We start from the raw sequence: 16,401 nt of genomic DNA on the forward strand, positions 1-16,401 counted from the left end.
AGGCCGGATGAGCGGCACGTCCGGGGCGCGGCTGCTCGGCTCGAGCGAGGTGGCGCGGACACTGGGGATCTCGCAGGTGACACTGCGCACCTGGGAGCAGCGGTACGGCATCGGCGCCTCCGAGCGCGCGGAGAACGGCCGCCGCCGGTACACGACCGCGGACGTCGAGCGGCTCCGCCGCATGCGGGCGTTGCAGGCGCAGGGCACCGGCGCGCGGGAAGCCGCCAGCCTGGTGCTGTCCCGTTCGGCCGCGGCGACGACCGCGCGGCAGCGCGGGGAACGGCTCGCACTGGCCGCCGAACAGCTCGACCTGCCGGTGCTGGGCGGCCTGATCGACGACGCGCTCGGCAGCCTCGGCGTCGTCGAGACGTGGACCGAAGTGCTCTCACCGGTCCTGCGCGCGATCGGTGACCGCTGGGCCCGCCGCGGCGACCGCAACGCCATGGCGGCGGAGTGGGCACTGGCCACCGCGGCCTCGGCCGCCATCGACCGCTACCCGGCGCCGGCCCCCGCCCGGTCGGGCCGCGCCCCGGTGCTGTTCGTGTGCGCCCCGGCGGAGCGGCACGAGCTGCCGATCAAGGTGCTCAGCTCGGCGTTGAGCGACGACGGCGCGCCGTCGATGTACCTCGGCGGGCTGGTCACGCTCGACGTGCTCCGCGTGATGGCCGCCCGGTTCACCCCGGCGGACGTCGTGGTCTGGTCGATGACATCGCAGTCCGCGGACGTGCGGATCCTGCGGACGCTGGGCGCCGAAGGGGTGCCGGTCCGCCCGGCCGGCCCGGGCTGGCGCGGGCTGCCCACGGTGGGGGAGCCGCTGCCGCCGTCGTTCACCGGCGCGCTGGCGGCTTTCGGCGGGTGAGCGCCGCCTGGGGGAGGCGGTGAACCTTTTCCCGGCGGCGCGCCGGGACGTCGTTGGCGATCAGGACGGCGGCCCACGGCAGGGGGATCGAGATCGCGAGGAAAGCGAGCGCGAGCCACCAGACGTGGGCCGTCAGCCCGGCGAGCACCAGGCACGGGATCCGGCAGGCCATCATCACCACGTACTTGCGGCGGCGCCGGGCGAGCTGCTCGTCGGCCGACGGCGCGGCTTCGGTGATGAGGACAGGACGGTTCACGCGGTACTCCTCGGTCCGATGTGGACGGTCAATGCCGTTCCCGTTCCAGCGCACGGGTTTCCTCGTCCGGGTCGGGGCTCAGGAACGAACCCGGAAGGGGACGCCCGGCCGAACCGAGCTGGTTCATCTTCTTCGGCACCGGCGCGCCCTGGTACTCGAGCGGGACGGCGGCGAGCGGCTGGTGGATCTCGACGAACTCGCCGTGCGGAAGGCGTTTGATGATGCCGGTTTCGATGCCGTGGTCCAGCACTTCGCGGTCGGCGCGTTGCAGGCCGACGCAGATCCGGTAGGTGACGAAGTACGCCAGCGGCGGCGCGATCAGCAGCCCGATCCGCCCGGCCCAGGTCGTCGCGTTCAGCGACAGGTCGAACTGGACGGCGAGGATGTCGTTGAAGCTGGACAAGGTGAGCACGAGGAAGAACGCGAGCGCCATCGCCCCGATCGAGGTGCGCACGGGTGCGTCCCGCGGCCGCTGCAGCAGGTTGTGGTGCGCGGTGTCCTTGGACAGCTTCCGCTCGATGAACGGGTAGCTCAGCAGCAGGGTCACGAGGACGGCGATGCCGATGGCGCCGGCGAAGAAGACCGGAGGCACGGTGTGGTCGCCGAGGTAGAGCTCCCACGGCGGCCAGACGCGCAGCAGCCCGTCGGCCCAGCCCATGTACCAGTCCGGCTGGGACCCGGCGGAGACCTGGGTCGGGTTGTAGGGGCCGAAGTTCCACACCGGGTTGATCTGGAACAACCCCGACATCAGCGCCAGCACCCCGATGACCAGGGTGAAGAACGCCCCGCCCTTCAACGCGAAGTACGGCATGATCCGCACCCCGACGACGTTGGTCTCCTTGCGCCGCACCCCCGGGAACTGGGTGTGCTTCTGGTACCACACCAGCGCCAGGTGCGCCCCCACCAGCGCCAGCATGATGCCCGGCAGCAGCAGGATGTGCAGCGTGTACAACCGCGGGATGATCTGATCGCCCGGGAACTCCCCACCGAAGAGCGCCCAGTGGATCCAGGTCCCCGCCACCGGCACCGACAGCACGATCCCCGACAGCGTCGCCCGGATACCGGTACCCGAGAGCAGGTCATCCGGCAGCGAGTAGCCGAAGAAGCCTTCGAAGCAGCCCAGGATCAGCAGCAGCCCGCCGATCACCCAGTTCGCCTCACGCGGGCGCCGGAACGCGCCGGTGAAGAAGATCCGCAGCATGTGCACGGCCATCGACGCCACGAAGATCAGCGCCGCCCAGTGGTGCAGCTGCCGCATGAACAGCCCGCCGCGCACGTCGAAGGAGATGTCCAGCGTCGTGCGGAACGCCTGCGACATCTCCAGGCCCTGCATGTTCTTGAAGCTGCCGTGGTAGACGACCTCCTGCATGGAGGGGTCGAAGAACAGCGTCAGGTACACACCCGTGAGCAGCAGGATGATGAAGCTGTAGAGCGCGATCTCGCCGAGCAGGAACGACCAGTGCGTCGGGAAGACCTTGTTGAGCTGGTGCCGCAGGCCCTTGGCCGCGTGGTAGCGCTGGTCCGCGTTGTTCGCCGCGTCGCCCAGCGCCTTCTCGACCGGGCTCGACCCCTTGGTCGGCGTGGTGAGCGAGCTCATCGGTGCCACCTCCTCCCGGTCGTCCCTCGCTTCCGACCGTGACACCGATGGCTCCGCGCTGCAACGAAAGGGCCCGCGTTGCATCGAACATGGATCGCGATGACCTTGATTCACCAGGCGATCCCCGTTTCGGGAAAGTAGACTTCGCATCGACCCTGCATCGCTGTCGGAGGAGAAGTCGACGTGACGACACTGCCCCGTTCCCGTCCCGCCCCGGTGGTGGTCCTGGCCGGGTTCCTCGCCGCGGTGGCGGTGGTGGCCGTCGTGGGCGGCCTCGCGGCGACACGCTCGCGAGAGGTCTACGGCCAGCTCGTCCAGCCGTCGTGGGCGCCGCCGTCGTGGCTGTTCGGTCCGGTGTGGACGGTGCTGTACATCCTGATCGCGATCTCGGGCTGGCTGTGCTGGCGCGCGGCGGGCACCCGCCGTGAGTTCGCCTGGTACGCGGCCGGTCTGGTGCTCAACGCGGCGTGGACGCCGCTGTTCTTCGCGGCGGGCGCGTACCCGGTGGCGCTGGTGGAGATCGTGCTCCTCGACGTCGTCATCGCGGTGACGCTGGTGGTGTTCGGTCGCCGCTCCCGGCTCGCGGCGGCGTTGCAGTTGCCGTACCTGGCGTGGACGTTGTTCGCGACGGCCCTGAACGCGGCGATCGTCGTCTTGAACCCCTGACCGGCTACCGGTCGCCGGTCAAGAACTCCGCCACCCAGCGGAGGGCGGTCGCGCACGCGGTGGCCTCGTCGCCGCGGAAGTGCTGGACGACGTCGCCGCCGGACCACAGCATCAGGGCGACGATGCCGGGGCGGATGGGGGTCAGGCCGAGGAGGCGGTGGTGGCCGTCGCGCTCGAGGGTGCGTTCGGCGGTGAGCCACTGCCCCGTCGTGGCGGTGCGGGTGACCACCCAGTCCGGGTCCGCCGCCAGGTCGGCGACGGATCTCGGTGCTTCGGCGTGCATGCGGTCCAGCTTGACACAACTCTGCCGCCAGGTGATCGTCCGATGAACGGCAGCTGAACATGTCGTGCCGCCCGCTCAGCGGCGAGGGAGTTTCCACTACGGTGGCCCGACCTGGGGGCCGCGACCGCAGGAGCCGCCATGCCGACCCTCACCACCGTGGCCGATTGGACGATCGTAGCGTCCGGCGACACCGCGACCGTCAGCCATGCCGCCGCGTCGTGGTCGCCGCGCGGGCTCGCGATCGCCGAGGCCGACCTCGCCGCCTTCGACAAGGCGCTGGGCGAGGTGATGAAGCTGCCCGTCTACTGGCTGGCCCGCGCGCGTCGTGACGCCGAGGAGGGCGAAGCGGCGGTGTGGTCGGTGCCGCGCTACGACCCGGACGCCGAGCTCGTCCACCTCGCGGGTCCGTGCCGGGCCGACGAGGCCGGGTTCGCCGTCGACCTCGTCCACCTGCGCGGGCTGCGGATCCGGATCGCGTCGTTCCGGGCCGCGGGGCCGCCGCGCTGAAGCGGGGGCCGAAGCACCGCACGAACGGATAATCGCCCTTCCCCGGCCGCTGCTTTACTGGCGGCACTGCCGGTGGTCGAGGGACGGAGTCGGACCGTGGATCTGGTCTACGAATCGCTGTACATCGGCGGCAAGTGGGTCGCGCCGGCCACGGCCCGGACCATCGAGGTCGTCTCGGCCAGCACGGAAGCGGTCATCGGGCGCGTGCCGGAAGCGGCCGAGGCCGACATCGACGCGGCGGTCGCGGCGGCCAGGACGGCGTTCGACGACCCCGTCGGCTGGAGCTCGTGGGAGCCGGCCGAGCGCGCGGCGGTGATGGAGCGGCTGGCCGTCGCGCTCGACGCGCGGGCCGGCGAGATCGCCCGCCGGGTCAGCAGCCAGAACGGCCTGCCGATCTCGATCGCCAACGCCGTCGAAGGCGGGTTCCCGCAGCTCATCCTGCGCTACTACGCGGGCCTGATCCGGACCGCGGTGCTCGACGAGGCACGGGACGGCCTGCTCGGCGGCAAGGTCCGCGTGCGGCGGACGCCGGTCGGTGTGGTCGGCGCGATCGTGCCGTGGAACCTGCCGATGACGCTGGCCGCGTTCAAGCTCGGCCCGGCGCTGGCGGCGGGGTGCACGCTGGTCCTCAAGCCGAGCCCGGGCACGGTGCTGGACGCGCAGCTGTTCGCGGAGGCGGTCGACGAGGCCGGCTTCCCGCCGGGCGTGGTCAACGTCGTGCAGAGCGGCCGTGAGGGCGGCGCCCACCTGGTGTCCCACCCCGGCGTGGACAAGGTCGCGTTCACCGGCTCGACGGCGGCCGGGCGCCGGATCGCCGAGACGTGCGGCCGCCTGCTGCGCCCGGTCACGCTCGAGCTGGGCGGCAAGTCCGCGGCGATCGTGCTGGACGACGCCGACCTGAGCGCGAACCCGCAGGACCTGTTCCTCTCGACGCTGGTCAACAACGGCCAGACGTGCCACCTGACCACGCGCATCCTGGCGCCGGCGAGCCGCTACGACGAGATCGTCGAGACGTTCACCGGCTTCGCGGCGAGCCTGACCGTCGGCGACGCCCTCGACCCGGCGACCCAGATCGGCCCCCTGGCCTCGGCGGCGCAGCGCGAGCGCGTCGAGGGCTACATCGCGAAGGGCCTGGCGGAGGGCGCCCGCCTGACCACGGGCGGCGGCCGTCCGGCGGCGCAGTCCCGCGGCTGGTTCGTCGAGCCGACGGTGTTCGCCGACGTGGACAACCACTCGACGATCGCCCGCGAGGAGATCTTCGGCCCGGTCCTGTCGATCATCAGGTACGAGACGGACGAGGAGGCGATCGCCATCGCGAACGACTCCCCGTACGGCCTCGGCGGCACGGTCTGGACCACCGACCCGGCCCGCGGCCAGTCGATCGCGACCCGGATCCGCACGGGAACGATCGGGGTGAACACGTACACGGTCGACCCGGCCGCCCCGTTCGGCGGGGTGAAGGACTCGGGCCTGGGCCGGGAGCTGGGGCCGGAGGGGTTGACCGCGTACCAGTCACTGCAGTCGATGCACCTGCCCGGCTGACCGGATCAGCTCGTCACGCGAGCCTCGCCAGTGCTCGGAGGAATGCGGCCTCGGAGACCACCGGGACACCGCATTCACGGGCTCGCTTGGCCTTGCCCGACATCGAGTCCGGGTCGGCCGCGGCGAGCACGCGCGTTTGCCTGCTGACCGAGGTGGTGACGCGGATCCCGGCCGCGGCGGCCTCCGCCACGATCTCCGCGCGCCCCCGGTGCATGTCCCCGGTCAGCACCACCTTGTCGCCGGGCCGCAGGGTGAGGCCACCGACCTTCCGCGTGTCCCTCGGAGCGGGTACCCGCACGGCATCGCGCTCCTCGTCGATCATCGTCGCGACGATCCCGGGATCGAGGGCCAGCAGCGTGGCGACGGTGAGCAGATCGTTCCGCTCTTCGTCGGTGACCACCTGGTCCGCCCAGGCTTCGCGCGCCAGGTCGCGCAAGTAGCTCAGGTGCAGGGCCACGACTTCGTTCTTGTGCAGGCCGAGGTCGTGGGCGACTTCGACGAGTGCGTCGCCTTCGGTGGCCGAGATCTGCCGGTCGAGCAAGGCGTCGTCGAGCATCGCGAAGTACGCGTCGACCGCCGGTTCGCCGTCACGCGGCAGCCGTTCGACGAGCCTCGCGAGGAAGTGCGGCTCGACGTGCCCGACCGCCGTGCGCTGAACGGTGCGTACCGCGCTTCGATCGAGCCGGGGCCAGTCCCAGCTCGCCGCACGCAGCTGGGCTTCGGTCGCGGCAACGGCGTTCGGTGCGGTCCGCAAGAAGAACCCGAGCAGGTCACCGGCTCCCCGTGCGTCGTCGAGCGCGGTGTGCCACGAACGCTCGGGCAGCCTCGCCGCGGCGCAGCAGTCGATCAAGGACCGCCCGGAGCCCAGTCGCGCCCGGCCTGCCGCGCGCATGGTGCAGAGCCCGGCGTCGGTCTCGAACGGCGTGTCGATGCCCAGCCTGCCGAATTCCGCACGCAGGTGCATCGCGTCGAACGCCCAGTTGTGCGCGACCACCACGCGACCGCTCAGCCGCTCGACGAGTTCCCCGGTGAGGTCCTCGAACCGGGGCGCCCGGCGCGCGTCGGAGGCCCGGATACCGTGGATGGCCTGGGGACCCAGGTCGCGATCGGGATTGACCAGCGTCACCCACTCATCGGTGACGTTCCCGTGCGGGTCCACGTGAACGACCGCGATCTCCGCGACGCGGTGGTGCCAGCCGGTGAGGATCCCGGTGGTCTCGGTGTCGACGACGGCATAGCCGTGTGCGGGCTTCACAGCGGCAGCCGGTTCGAGCCGGCGGCTTGGACGGCGGCCAACCACCCGGGCGGCAGCGGTTCGGCGTCCCCGTGCGCGGCCTGTACGTACCGGCGGCGGCCCTTCACCTGCTCGGTTTCCGCCCAGACCGCTAGCAGCCACCTCAGCGTGCGCGCGATCGAAAGGACTTCGGAGACCACGGGCGTCCCGGGTGCGGCCGAAATGCGGGCTACCCGTTGCAGCGAAGCGAAGTCCTCGATCTCGGTGTCGAGGGGGAGGTCGTGCGTCCACTCCAGCGGGGTGATCGTCTTGCTCTCCTTGCGCGCGGCCTCGACCGTGAGGTCATACTGCCTTCGCCGCCGGGCGGCTTCACGGAACGCGTCCACCGGCGAAAACAGCTGCCGCTGCCACCAGCCGTCCTCGATGCCGGACTCCGCCGCGGCGGTCAGCCGCTTGAGCCACTCCGGCAGCTCGTCCGCGTGCACGGCGGCGATCGCGCGCCGCTCGACGAGGGTCAGGAGACGCCGTGCCGTCTCCGTGGAGGTGAACGCTTCGGTCACGGGGACGATCCACGCCCCGGTGGGTTCGCCGCCCGGGCTGACGTGCCAGATCGCCAGCGACTCGGCCTCGTGGTCACCGGTGCCCACACAGAGCACGGCGCTCCCCGGCGCCCGCAGCGCCTCGAGTCTCTCGAACGGTTCCACCATGGTCAGGTCCGTCACCGACCGCCTCCTTCGTCGACCGACATCAAGTCGCCGACGCGGGCGGGTTGTTACACGGCGAAGTCCGCACGGCCGCCGCAATCGCGCTGATGGGCCGTTGAGCCGCCGGTGAAGCGCTACTGTCGCGCCATGAATTCGCGAAGTCCTCGCGCCGGGGACGCCGTCGATCCCTGGGATGAACCCGATCCCGCGCTCGCCGTCGCGTTGCGGGAGCTGTCGTGGTACCGGCGGAACGCCGACTACAACCGGCTGGCGAACCGGGTCACCGAAGTCGTCCTGCTGCTGGGTTCCGCGGCCACCACCGTCGCCGCCGCGCTCGGGGCCACCGCTTGGGTCACCGCCGTGCTGGCCGCGACCACCCTGGTCGTCACCGGGCTGCGGCGGTCCTTCGACTGGCACGAGAACTGGGTCGAGTTCATCGCCCGCTGGTCGGAGCTGCGCAGCGTCGTCCACCAGTACCGCCTGCAGCCCGAAGACCGCCGCGGGGAGGCGGAGCGGCGGGCGCTGCTCGCCGCCGTCGACGAGGTCGTTGCCTCGGAGACCCAGCGGTGGGCGTCCCGGCGGCGCAAGCTGCAGGAGAGCACCAGCCGGTCGTGAGTGGCAGGCAGGCCTGGCCTGCCACCCACGACCCGCGGCGCTAGCGGACCGCCGTCGTGCCCAGCAGTTCGTTGTCGGCGGGGCGGGCGTCGCCGGGGTAGGGGGCGTCGATGCTCGCCACCACCTTGAACGACGTCTTGCCCGCCGCGACGTCCGCCGCGGTGTAGGTGTAGGCGAACGGGAACACCACCTTGCGGCCCGCCGCCGCCGGCACCCACCGCTCGGACTGCCCGAGCTGCTGGTAGTAACCCTGGTCGGTCAGCCGGTACAGCGTGACCGTCACCGTCTCGTCGTAGCGGGCGTTCGCCACCGACACCTTGATCTGCTTGGTCTCGTCCACCCGCGCCTTGGCCGGCACGACGAAGTCCGACAGCGACACGTCGTGCGTCTCGACCTTCAGCGTGGTCGCGCCGGTTCCGGTGCGGCCGTCGGCGGTCGAGCCGGTCACCTCGACCCGGTATTCGCCGTCCGCGACGTAGCGGTGCGTGATGGGCGCGCCGGTGATGGGGGCCGAGCCGCCGTCGCCGAAGCGCACCTCGCCGCGCACGAAGTCGCGGCGGAGGCTGTCGCCCGTGTACGGGGTCAGGGTGACGTCGTCGTAGACCGTCGGGGTGTCGGGGTACGTGCCGATCCACGGCGACAGCGGCGGCGCCACCTCGAGTTCGATGTTGTACAGCGACGCGGCATCGGCGTCGTCGGCGACGCGGATCTGGTACGTCTCCCCGGCGACGCCGTCGAACACGGCCGGCCGCCGGTCGCCCGAAGCCACGCAGTCCACTTCGGACAGCGCGTCCGGTGCGGTGCCCCGGTACACCGTGATGCCAGGACCCCAGTCGTACATGGCCAGCACGCTCACCGCCCGGGTGCGGTCCGGGGTGAACCGGAACCACACGGACCGCTCGGCGGCCGGGTCGCAGCTCGGCCGGACCTCGCCGGGCTCGGCCGAAGCCACCGTCAGGTCCCCGGCGTACTGCCCGGGCACCGCGACCGCCACGCCGTCCGCGAAGCCGTCGTTCGGCGCCGGCGGCACCGCCGCGAAGTCCACGGTCAGGTCGCCCTGGTTGTACTGCTGGGCGAGCAGGACGTGGTAGGTCGTCCCGGCGGTGGCGTGGAACGTCGCCGTGCCGGGGTTGCTCCACGCCGCGCAGGCGCCCGGCACCGGGGTCAGCGCGCCGCGGTCGCCGGTGTAGACCGCGACGAACGGCCGGGCCGAAGTGCCGGACGACGGCGTCACGCGGACGAGCGCGTCCGCGGCGGCGGTGTAGTCGTACCAGACGTTCCAGGTGGTGTAGGTCCCGCACGGCGACGGGTCGCCGGGCGCGGTCGTCGCCTCGCGGGCGTCCTGGGACGCCGTGAACGGCAGCGCGGTGACGGCGGTGGCGGAGCCGAAGTCGTCGTTGGACGGCGCGGCCGCGTGGGCGACGCCGGGTGCGAACAGCGCGGCCGTGACGGCCACGAGGCCCGCGATGAGCGGGCGGACGGACGGTTTCATGGTGTTCCCCCTGGTCAGACGGCGGTGATGCGCGTGGCGGGCGGCTTGACGGTGGTGGCGAGCGAGATCACCTGGTTGTCCGCCGGGTAGGCGTCGTCCACCGGGTACTGCAGCCGGGCCTCCGCGCGGAACGCGACCTTGCCGGACAACGTGTCCGCGGGACTGAAGGTGTAGGAGAACGGGAACCGGACCTTGCCGGTGGGCCGCGCGGGCACCTGCAGCGTGAGCCGGCCGACCTCGGTCCACGAGTCCGCGGACTGCTTGGACAGCACGACGGTGACCGTCTCGGCGTACCGCGTGTTGGTCACGTCCACCGAGATCGGCTTGCTTTCCCCCTGCCGCGCCGAGGTCGGCACGACGAACTTGGCGATCCCGACGTCGTGCGTGGTCACCGTGATCGGGGTGTCGATCGTCGCGGTGCGCCCGTCGGGCGACGTCGCGTGGAGCGTGGCCGGGTAGACGCCGTCGGCCGCGTAGCGGTGGTACACGGTCTCGGTGCCGACCGGGGCGCCGGTGCCGTCGCCGAAGTCCCACGTCCCGCCGAGCGGCTGGTCGATCGGGTGCCACGACGAAGCCGAGAACCCGACCTTGTCGAACACGGACGCCGACGTCGGGGACACGTAGACGTACGGGTCCAGCGGCGGTGCTTCGGCCAGCACCAGCTCGAACGGCCCGTAGGTCCGGCGCGCCCCGGTGAGGCGGACGGCGTAACGGGTGCCGGCGGCCGCCTTGAACGCGATCTGGTCGACGGAGTTCCGGCCGCACGCGACCTGCGTCAGCTCCGCCAGCGAGTTCCCCGAATACACGGTGACGGCGGCGGCGGTCCCGCCGGCCGACGCGGTGAGCGAGCGCGCCGCGTCCGACGGCGGCAAGGTGTACCAGACCGAGGGCTGGGCCTCGTCGTCCACGCAGGTCGAGTCCGGCTCCCCGGCTTCGGCGGAGGCGGCCGTGAGGTCCGGCTGCCGCGTGAACGGCAGGGCGGTCACCGGCTCGGCGTCCGCGAAGGCGTCGTTGGGCGCCGGCGCGACCGCGCCGAGCGAGAACGACAGCGCGCCGCCCGGGGTTTCGATGCCGGAGACCTGGAAGGAGTACGTCGTCCCGGCGGTGGCGCGGAACGTGATGGTGGCGTCCGTCCCGTAGTCGCAGGCGTCGGCGACGGGCTGCAGCCGGCCGCGCGAGCCGGTGTTCGCGGACAGCAGCGTCCGGTGGTCGCTGCCCGCCGTCGTGGCGCGCAGCAGGCCGTCCTCGGTCGCGGTGTACCGGAACCACACCGTCCCGCTCGCGGCGTCACCCTCGCACCACATCGGGTCGTCGGCCGCCTCGGTGGCCGCGCTGGTGTCCTCCTGCGTGGTGAACGGCAGCGCCGTGACGGCGGCCGGGCTGTCGAAGTCGTCGTTGGCCGGTGGCGCCGCCGCGTGCGCGACGCCCGGCACGACCGCGGCCAGCGCCGCGGTCAGCACGGCGACCACCGCTGTCCGGTTTCTCGAGCGCAGTGAAAACAGCACGAATCGTTCCCCCTCGTGAACTCCCCGCCCCCACGGCGAAGATCCCTGCCGGACGTATCGGCGCTAGGCCGTCCGATGTGACCGGGTGGCGGCCGAATTACACCGGATGCCGCAACGGGCGGGGACCGGCTGACAAAACCGGACAGCGGGCGAGCGGCCGCGGGCACACTTTCGGGTGCGGTCGGGCAACGGGCACCCCGCTTCCCCGCGGGGCCGGGAGGCCGGCGGCGGCTTCGTGCTTTGATGGAACTGTTCCAGGAAGTTTCACGGGGAGGTAAGGCGCCATCAGCAACCCGTTGGTCGCGGAGACCAAGGACTCGACCAAGGCGTATTCGGGCATTTCGCTGCTGGAGTCGGCGAACGACCTGAAGTCGGCGATCGAATCAGGCGACTGGGCCTCGGTGGCCATGGGCGCCGTCGGCACCGCTCTGGACGCGCTTTCGATGGCCATGGACCCCTTCGGGGCGGTCCTCGCCGCCGGTGTCGGCTGGCTGATGGAGCACGTCGGACCCCTCAAGGAAGCGCTCAACGGCCTGACCGGCAACGCCGACGAGATCGCCGCGCAGTCGGAGACGTGGAAGAACGTCGCGACCGAGCTGGGCAGCATCGGCGAGGACCTGACCGGGATGGTCAAGGCCGACACCGCGTCGTGGACCGGGCCGGCCGGGGACAGCTACCGCCAGCGCGCCCAGGACACCGTCACGCTGCTGGAGACGGCGCAGAAGGGCTGCGAAGGCGCCTCGAGCGGGGTGAAGACGGCCGGTGAGGTCGTCGCGGCGGTGCGGGCGCTGGTGCGGGACATCATCGCGGAGCTGATCGGGCACCTGATCAGCTGGGCGCTGCAGGTGGTGTTCACCCTCGGGATCGGGTTGACGTGGGTGGTGCCGCAGGTGATCGGGGCGGTCGCGAAGACGGCGTCGAAGATCGCCGATCTGGTGAAGCGGCTGGTCACGGCGTTGAAGGCGCTGGTGCCGCTGCTGAAGCGGGCGGGGGACCTGTTCGCCGACGCGGCGAAGGCGTTGAAGAACATCAAGCCGGGCAAGGCCGGGCCGCCGCCGAAGCACGCCGACATCAACGGCAACCCCAAGGGCATCGACGGACCGGGCGGCAAGGGCGGTCCGGACGGGCCGGGCGGCAAGGGCGACGACGGCACCCACGCCTCCGGCGCCAAGGGCGATCCCGACGCCCCGCCCAAGACCGACCCGCCACCCAAGCCGGACACCCCACCGAAGAACGATCCGCCGGCGAGCCCGCCGCCGCCCGGTACTCGTGGCGGTCCCGACGGGAACTCCACCACTCCGTCGGGCACGCCGAAGGGGAAGCCCAAGGACGGGCAGGACCCGGCGAAGACCAAGGAACCGGACGAAAAGGTCTGCGAGTTCGACCCGATCGACGTCGCGACCGGCGACGTGCTGTTCACCGAGGTCGACCTCGTGGTGCCCGGCGCCCTCGGCGAGCTGATCACCCGCAACCACGTGTCGTCCTACCGGGACGGCCGCTGGTTCGGCCCGTCCTGGACGGCGCTGCCCGACGAACGGCTGACCCTCGACGCCGGCCTGGTGCGCTACCACTCGGCCGACGCGATGGTGCTCACCTTCCCGCTGCCCGCACCGGGTACGTCGGCGAGTTCCCAGCACGGGCCCCTGCGCCTGCTGCACGCCGACGGCGACGACTACGTCGTCACCGACCCCGGCCGCGGGCAGGCCCGGCGGTTCGCGCCGGCCGGCGACGGCGAGCTGCTGCTGCGCGAAGTCCGGACCGAGGACGGGGAGTTCGTCGAACTCGACCGCGACCCCGCCGGCGCGCCCCTGCTGCTCACCCACTCCGCGGGCGCGCGGATCGCGTTCGACACCGCGGGCGGCCGGATCCGGGCCGTGCGCGCGCTTTCGCCCGGCGGCGACGTCCCGGTCGCGCGCTACGACTACGACGCGCACGGGCACCTCGCCGTCCGCACGAACTCCACGCCCCGCCCCGCGCGCTACGACCACGACGCCGAAGGCAGGCTCACCGGCTGGACCGACCACAACGGCGCCTGGTACCGCTACGTCTACGACGACGTCGGCCGCTGCGTCCGGACCGTCGGCGACCAGGGCTACCTCGACGGGTCCCTCGCCTACGCCGAAGGCCGCACCACGACCACCGACTCGCTCGGGCACCGGAAGGTCTTCGAGTTCGACGCGGCGGGCAACCTGGTCGCCGAGACCGACAAGCTCGGCGGCGTCACGCGCAGCGAATGGGGCCCGCACAACCGGCTGCTGGCCCGCACCGACCCGCTCGGGCGGCGCACCGAGTTCGAGCACGACACCGTCGGCATCCTGCGCGCGGTGCTGCGCCCGGACGGCACCCGCGTGCTGCTGACCGAACACACGGAGACGGACCTCGAAATCGAGGTCGCCGCCGCCGGGGGAGTGTTCCGCCGCCGCTACCCGGCCACGGCCCTGCCCGATCCCTACACCGATCCGCTCGGCGTGGCCGAGGACCAGGACACCGAGCAGCCGCCGGCCGCCGGGCAGCCGTGGGCGCCCGGTGCCCCGGCCGAGCCCGACCTGTTCGGCCGGCCGCGCACGGTGCGCGACGGCGGTGGCCGCGCCGCGCTGACCTGGACGGTCGAGGGCGACCTGCGGGCCGTCGTGGCCGCCGACGGGGCCCGCCGGCTGTGGACCTACGACGGCGAGGGTGGGGAGACGTCGCACACCGACGCGCTCGGCCGCGTCACCGTCACCGAGCGTGGCCCGTTCGACCTGGTCATCGCGACGACCGACCCGTCGGGCGCGCGCACCACCCGCCGCTACGACACCGAGCTGCGCCTGCTCGCCGTGGTCGACCCGGCCGGGCGGACCTGGGAGTACACCTACGACGCCGAGGGCAGGCTGCTCACGCAGTCGGACTTCGACGGCCGGGTCACCCGCTGCGCCTACGACGCCGCCGGGCAGCTGGTCCGCGTGGAGAACGCCGCCGGCGAGGTCGTCGAGTACCGCTACGACCCGCTCGGCAACCTGACCGAGCGCGTCACCGCCGCGGGCACCGAGACCTACCGCTACGACCCGGTCGGCCGGCTCGTGCACGCCGCCGGCCCGGGCGGGACGATCGAGCTGGCCCACGACGCCGAGGGCCGGGTCGTCCGGCAGACCACCGGCGGCCGCACCACGACCTTCGGCTACGACAGCGAAACCGCGACCCGGCGGCGCACTCCGTCCGGAGTGGACGTTCACTGGCGCCGGACGGAAGCCGTCGACCTGCTGGACGTCGCCGGCGCGAGCCTGGTGCTGCAGCGCGACGACGCGGGCCGCACGGTGGCCGTCGCCTTCGGGGCGAATCCGTTGGTGCAGCAGGAGTTCGACCCCGCGGGCCGGCTCGCGGCGCAGCGGACGCCGGCCGGGACGCGGCGCTACCACCGGCGTCCGGACGGCAGCGTCGTGGCGCGCGAAGACCCGGAAGGCGCGGTGCGGCACGAGTTCGACGCGACCGGTCGGATCACCGCGGTGCTGCGGCCCGGCACGGCCGAGCGCTACGCCTACGACGTCCTGGGCCACCTCGTGTCGTCGTCCCCGGGGACCGGGCCCGAAGCCGGGCCGCGCCGCTACACCGGCGGCGTGCTGGAGGCGGCCGGCGCGGTGCACTACGCCCACGACGCGCAGGGCCGGCTGGTGCGGCGGACCGTCGGCGACCTGACCTGGACGTTCGCCTGGGACGCCCAAGACCACCTGACGGCGGTGCGCACCCCCGACGGCGCCGAGTGGCGCTACCACTACGACGCGCTCGACCGCCGGATCGCGAAGCAGCGCCTCGACGCGGCGGGCGCGGTCGCCGAGCAGGTCGAGTTCACCTGGGACGGCAACGCACTGGTCGAAGCCCGGCACACGCTGGGCGGCGTACCGGCCGAGACGTGGACGTGGGTGCACCACCCCGACGACGGCCGTCCGGTGGTGCAGGCCGTCACGACCCCCGACGGCCGCACGCGGCTGGCCGCGCTGGTCACCGACGACGTCGGCACGCCGGTGGAGCTGGTGGGCGTGGACGGCGTGGTCCGGCCCGTGCGCACGAGCCTGTGGGGCCTGTCCGGCGCGGGCGCGGCGGAGACCCCGCTGCGGTTCCCCGGGCAGTACCTCGACCGGGAGACCGGGCTGCACTACAACGTCTTCCGCTACTACGACCCGGCCAACGCCCGCTACATCTCGCCCGACCCGCTCGGCCTCGCGCCGGCCCCGAACCCGCTGACCTACGTCGGCGACCCGCTGATCGCGGCCGACCCGCTCGGCCTCACCCCCGGCGGCTTCGGCTCGGATCCGGGCGACCAGCGCCGCTTCTCCGGCCGGTCGAACGCGGGCAAGTGTTCGAAGGCGGCCACCCAGGCGGCGGCGCCGTACCCGAAGACCAAGCCGAAGAAGGGCAGCGGCTCCGGCGGGACGTCGTCGAACCAGCCGGCCGGCCCCTCGAAGCCGTGGGGCAGCAAGGACCCGGCCAGCGGCCGCACGACCTCGCAGGGTGGCGGCACGACGTCCGGTACGCAGACCCTCGACGGGTCGGCGCGCCCCGGCGGCTCGAAGCCGCAGCCGGGCGAGCTCACCGACGTCAAGGACCTGGAGAACACCAAGCACTCCAGCTACAGCCCGGAGCTGCAGAACGAGCTGAACAAGGTCAACGGCTACAACCCGGACGGCAAGAACCGCTGGATCCGCGGGCACCTGCAGAACGACAACCTCGGTGGCCCGGGCCTGTCGGACAACATGACGCCGCTGACGTCGACGGCGAACAAGAACATGTCCGGCTCGTTCGAGGGCCCGTTGAAGAACGCCAACACCCGCCTCGACCAGCTGAAGTCCAAGATGCCGTCGGACAACGACCTCAAGCGGGCCGGCTTCGACCCCAGCGAGTACAACAAGGTGCGCGACGACATCAAGAACCTGCACGTGGAGTACTCGGTCAACGCGAGCCCGAACGTCAAGTTCCCGAACTCGACCAACCCGTTCGAGCGGTCCATCCGCGACCACCTGGAGCTGAACGCCGAGTACAAGGGGCTGACACCGGAGGTGCAGAAGTACATCGGTTTCGCCAAGGAGAAGAACTTCCTGCCGCAGTTCCCGCCGAAGGGCACCAAGATGGACACCCTCACGGGCGACTTCAGCTGACCGGCGGGCCGG

The 16,401-nt window shown here is 72.3% G+C and carries 13 protein-coding genes; 6 read left to right on the top strand and 7 right to left on the bottom strand.

Features of this window, described 5'->3' with window-relative positions; all coding sequences use genetic code 11:
• Positions 1-7: 7 nt before the first annotated feature.
• Complete coding sequence (locus SD460_RS22330; RefSeq protein ID WP_290062872.1) at positions 8-859, top strand: MerR family transcriptional regulator; 852 nt, start codon at positions 8-10, stop codon at positions 857-859.
• Here the strand turns inward: SD460_RS22330 and SD460_RS22335 are convergent.
• Both SD460_RS22335 and qcrB read right to left on the bottom strand, forming a co-directional pair.
• Complete coding sequence (locus SD460_RS22335; protein ID WP_290062870.1) at positions 828-1,115, bottom strand: DUF3099 domain-containing protein; 288 nt, start codon at positions 1,113-1,115, stop codon at positions 828-830. The two genes, SD460_RS22330 and SD460_RS22335, sit on opposite strands and share 32 nt — an antisense overlap.
• A gap of 28 nt (positions 1,116-1,143) precedes the next feature.
• On the bottom strand, positions 1,144-2,712 hold the full coding sequence (qcrB, locus tag SD460_RS22340) for a cytochrome bc1 complex cytochrome b subunit (protein WP_318306673.1): 1,569 nt from the start codon (positions 2,710-2,712) through the stop codon (positions 1,144-1,146).
• A gap of 183 nt (positions 2,713-2,895) precedes the next feature.
• Between qcrB and SD460_RS22345 the strand changes: the two genes are divergently transcribed.
• Positions 2,896-3,378 carry a TspO/MBR family protein gene (locus tag SD460_RS22345; RefSeq protein ID WP_290061906.1) on the top strand — a complete coding sequence of 161 codons (483 nt, stop codon included), beginning with the start codon at positions 2,896-2,898 and terminating at the stop codon, positions 3,376-3,378.
• Between the two features lie 4 nt (positions 3,379-3,382).
• Here the strand turns inward: SD460_RS22345 and SD460_RS22350 are convergent, their stop codons facing one another.
• Positions 3,383-3,661: a hypothetical protein gene (locus SD460_RS22350; RefSeq protein WP_290061904.1), complete on the bottom strand. Its 279-nt coding sequence runs from the start codon at positions 3,659-3,661 to the stop codon at positions 3,383-3,385.
• Positions 3,662-3,799: 138 nt separating this feature from the next.
• On the opposite strand from SD460_RS22350, the gene SD460_RS22355 reads away from it, so the two are divergent.
• A complete protein-coding gene (locus tag SD460_RS22355) occupies positions 3,800-4,168 on the top strand; it encodes a hypothetical protein (protein ID WP_290061902.1) in 369 nt (122 codons plus the stop codon).
• Between the two features lie 96 nt (positions 4,169-4,264).
• Positions 4,265-5,710, top strand: a complete 1,446-nt coding sequence (locus tag SD460_RS22360) for an aldehyde dehydrogenase (RefSeq protein ID WP_290061900.1) — start codon at positions 4,265-4,267, stop codon at positions 5,708-5,710.
• Positions 5,711-5,723: 13 nt separating this feature from the next.
• On the opposite strand, the gene SD460_RS22365 is transcribed toward SD460_RS22360, so the two are convergent.
• Both SD460_RS22365 and SD460_RS22370 read right to left on the bottom strand, forming a co-directional pair.
• Positions 5,724-6,965, bottom strand: a complete 1,242-nt coding sequence (locus SD460_RS22365; RefSeq protein ID WP_290061899.1) for an exonuclease domain-containing protein — start codon at positions 6,963-6,965, stop codon at positions 5,724-5,726.
• Positions 6,962-7,666, bottom strand: coding sequence for a DUF6218 family protein (locus tag SD460_RS22370; RefSeq protein ID WP_290061898.1), 705 nt, complete (start codon positions 7,664-7,666; stop codon positions 6,962-6,964). Before SD460_RS22370 ends, SD460_RS22365 begins: the two co-directional genes overlap by 4 nt.
• 129 nt (positions 7,667-7,795) lie before the next feature.
• Between SD460_RS22370 and SD460_RS22375 the strand changes: the two genes are divergently transcribed.
• A complete protein-coding gene (locus SD460_RS22375; RefSeq protein ID WP_290061897.1) occupies positions 7,796-8,263 on the top strand; it encodes a DUF4231 domain-containing protein in 468 nt (155 codons plus the stop codon).
• A gap of 40 nt (positions 8,264-8,303) precedes the next feature.
• On the opposite strand, the gene SD460_RS22380 is transcribed toward SD460_RS22375, so the two are convergent.
• Complete coding sequence (locus SD460_RS22380; protein WP_318306674.1) at positions 8,304-9,755, bottom strand: hypothetical protein; 1,452 nt, start codon at positions 9,753-9,755, stop codon at positions 8,304-8,306.
• Positions 9,756-9,769: 14 nt separating this feature from the next.
• Positions 9,770-11,260 (bottom strand): PKD domain-containing protein, encoded by a 1,491-nt coding sequence (locus SD460_RS22385; protein WP_318306675.1) that lies wholly within the window; start codon positions 11,258-11,260, stop codon positions 9,770-9,772.
• A gap of 284 nt (positions 11,261-11,544) precedes the next feature.
• Here SD460_RS22385 and SD460_RS22390 point away from each other — a divergent pair, with 284 nt between their 5' ends.
• Entirely contained in the window at positions 11,545-16,389 is a 4,845-nt protein-coding gene (locus SD460_RS22390; RefSeq protein ID WP_438860851.1) for an RHS repeat-associated core domain-containing protein, read from the top strand.
• Positions 16,390-16,401 lie beyond the last annotated feature (12 nt).

Origin of the sequence: Amycolatopsis solani, assembly GCF_033441515.1 — a bacterium.
In the GTDB taxonomy this organism is placed as follows: domain Bacteria; phylum Actinomycetota; class Actinomycetes; order Mycobacteriales; family Pseudonocardiaceae; genus Amycolatopsis; species Amycolatopsis solani.

Bases quoted from the DNA above. Each gene is read 5' to 3' on its own strand.
- SD460_RS22330 (WP_290062872.1), top strand. From the start codon at position 8: ATGAGCGGCACGTCCGGGGCGCGGCTGCTCGGCTCGAGCGAGGTGGCG.
- qcrB (WP_318306673.1), bottom strand. From the start codon at position 2,712: ATGAGCTCGCTCACCACGCCGACCAAGGGGTCGAGCCCGGTCGAGAAG.
- SD460_RS22350 (WP_290061904.1), bottom strand. From the start codon at position 3,661: ATGCACGCCGAAGCACCGAGATCCGTCGCCGACCTGGCGGCGGACCCG.
- SD460_RS22355 (WP_290061902.1), top strand. From the start codon at position 3,800: ATGCCGACCCTCACCACCGTGGCCGATTGGACGATCGTAGCGTCCGGC.
- SD460_RS22375 (WP_290061897.1), top strand. From the start codon at position 7,796: ATGAATTCGCGAAGTCCTCGCGCCGGGGACGCCGTCGATCCCTGGGAT.
- SD460_RS22380 (WP_318306674.1), bottom strand. From the start codon at position 9,755: ATGAAACCGTCCGTCCGCCCGCTCATCGCGGGCCTCGTGGCCGTCACG.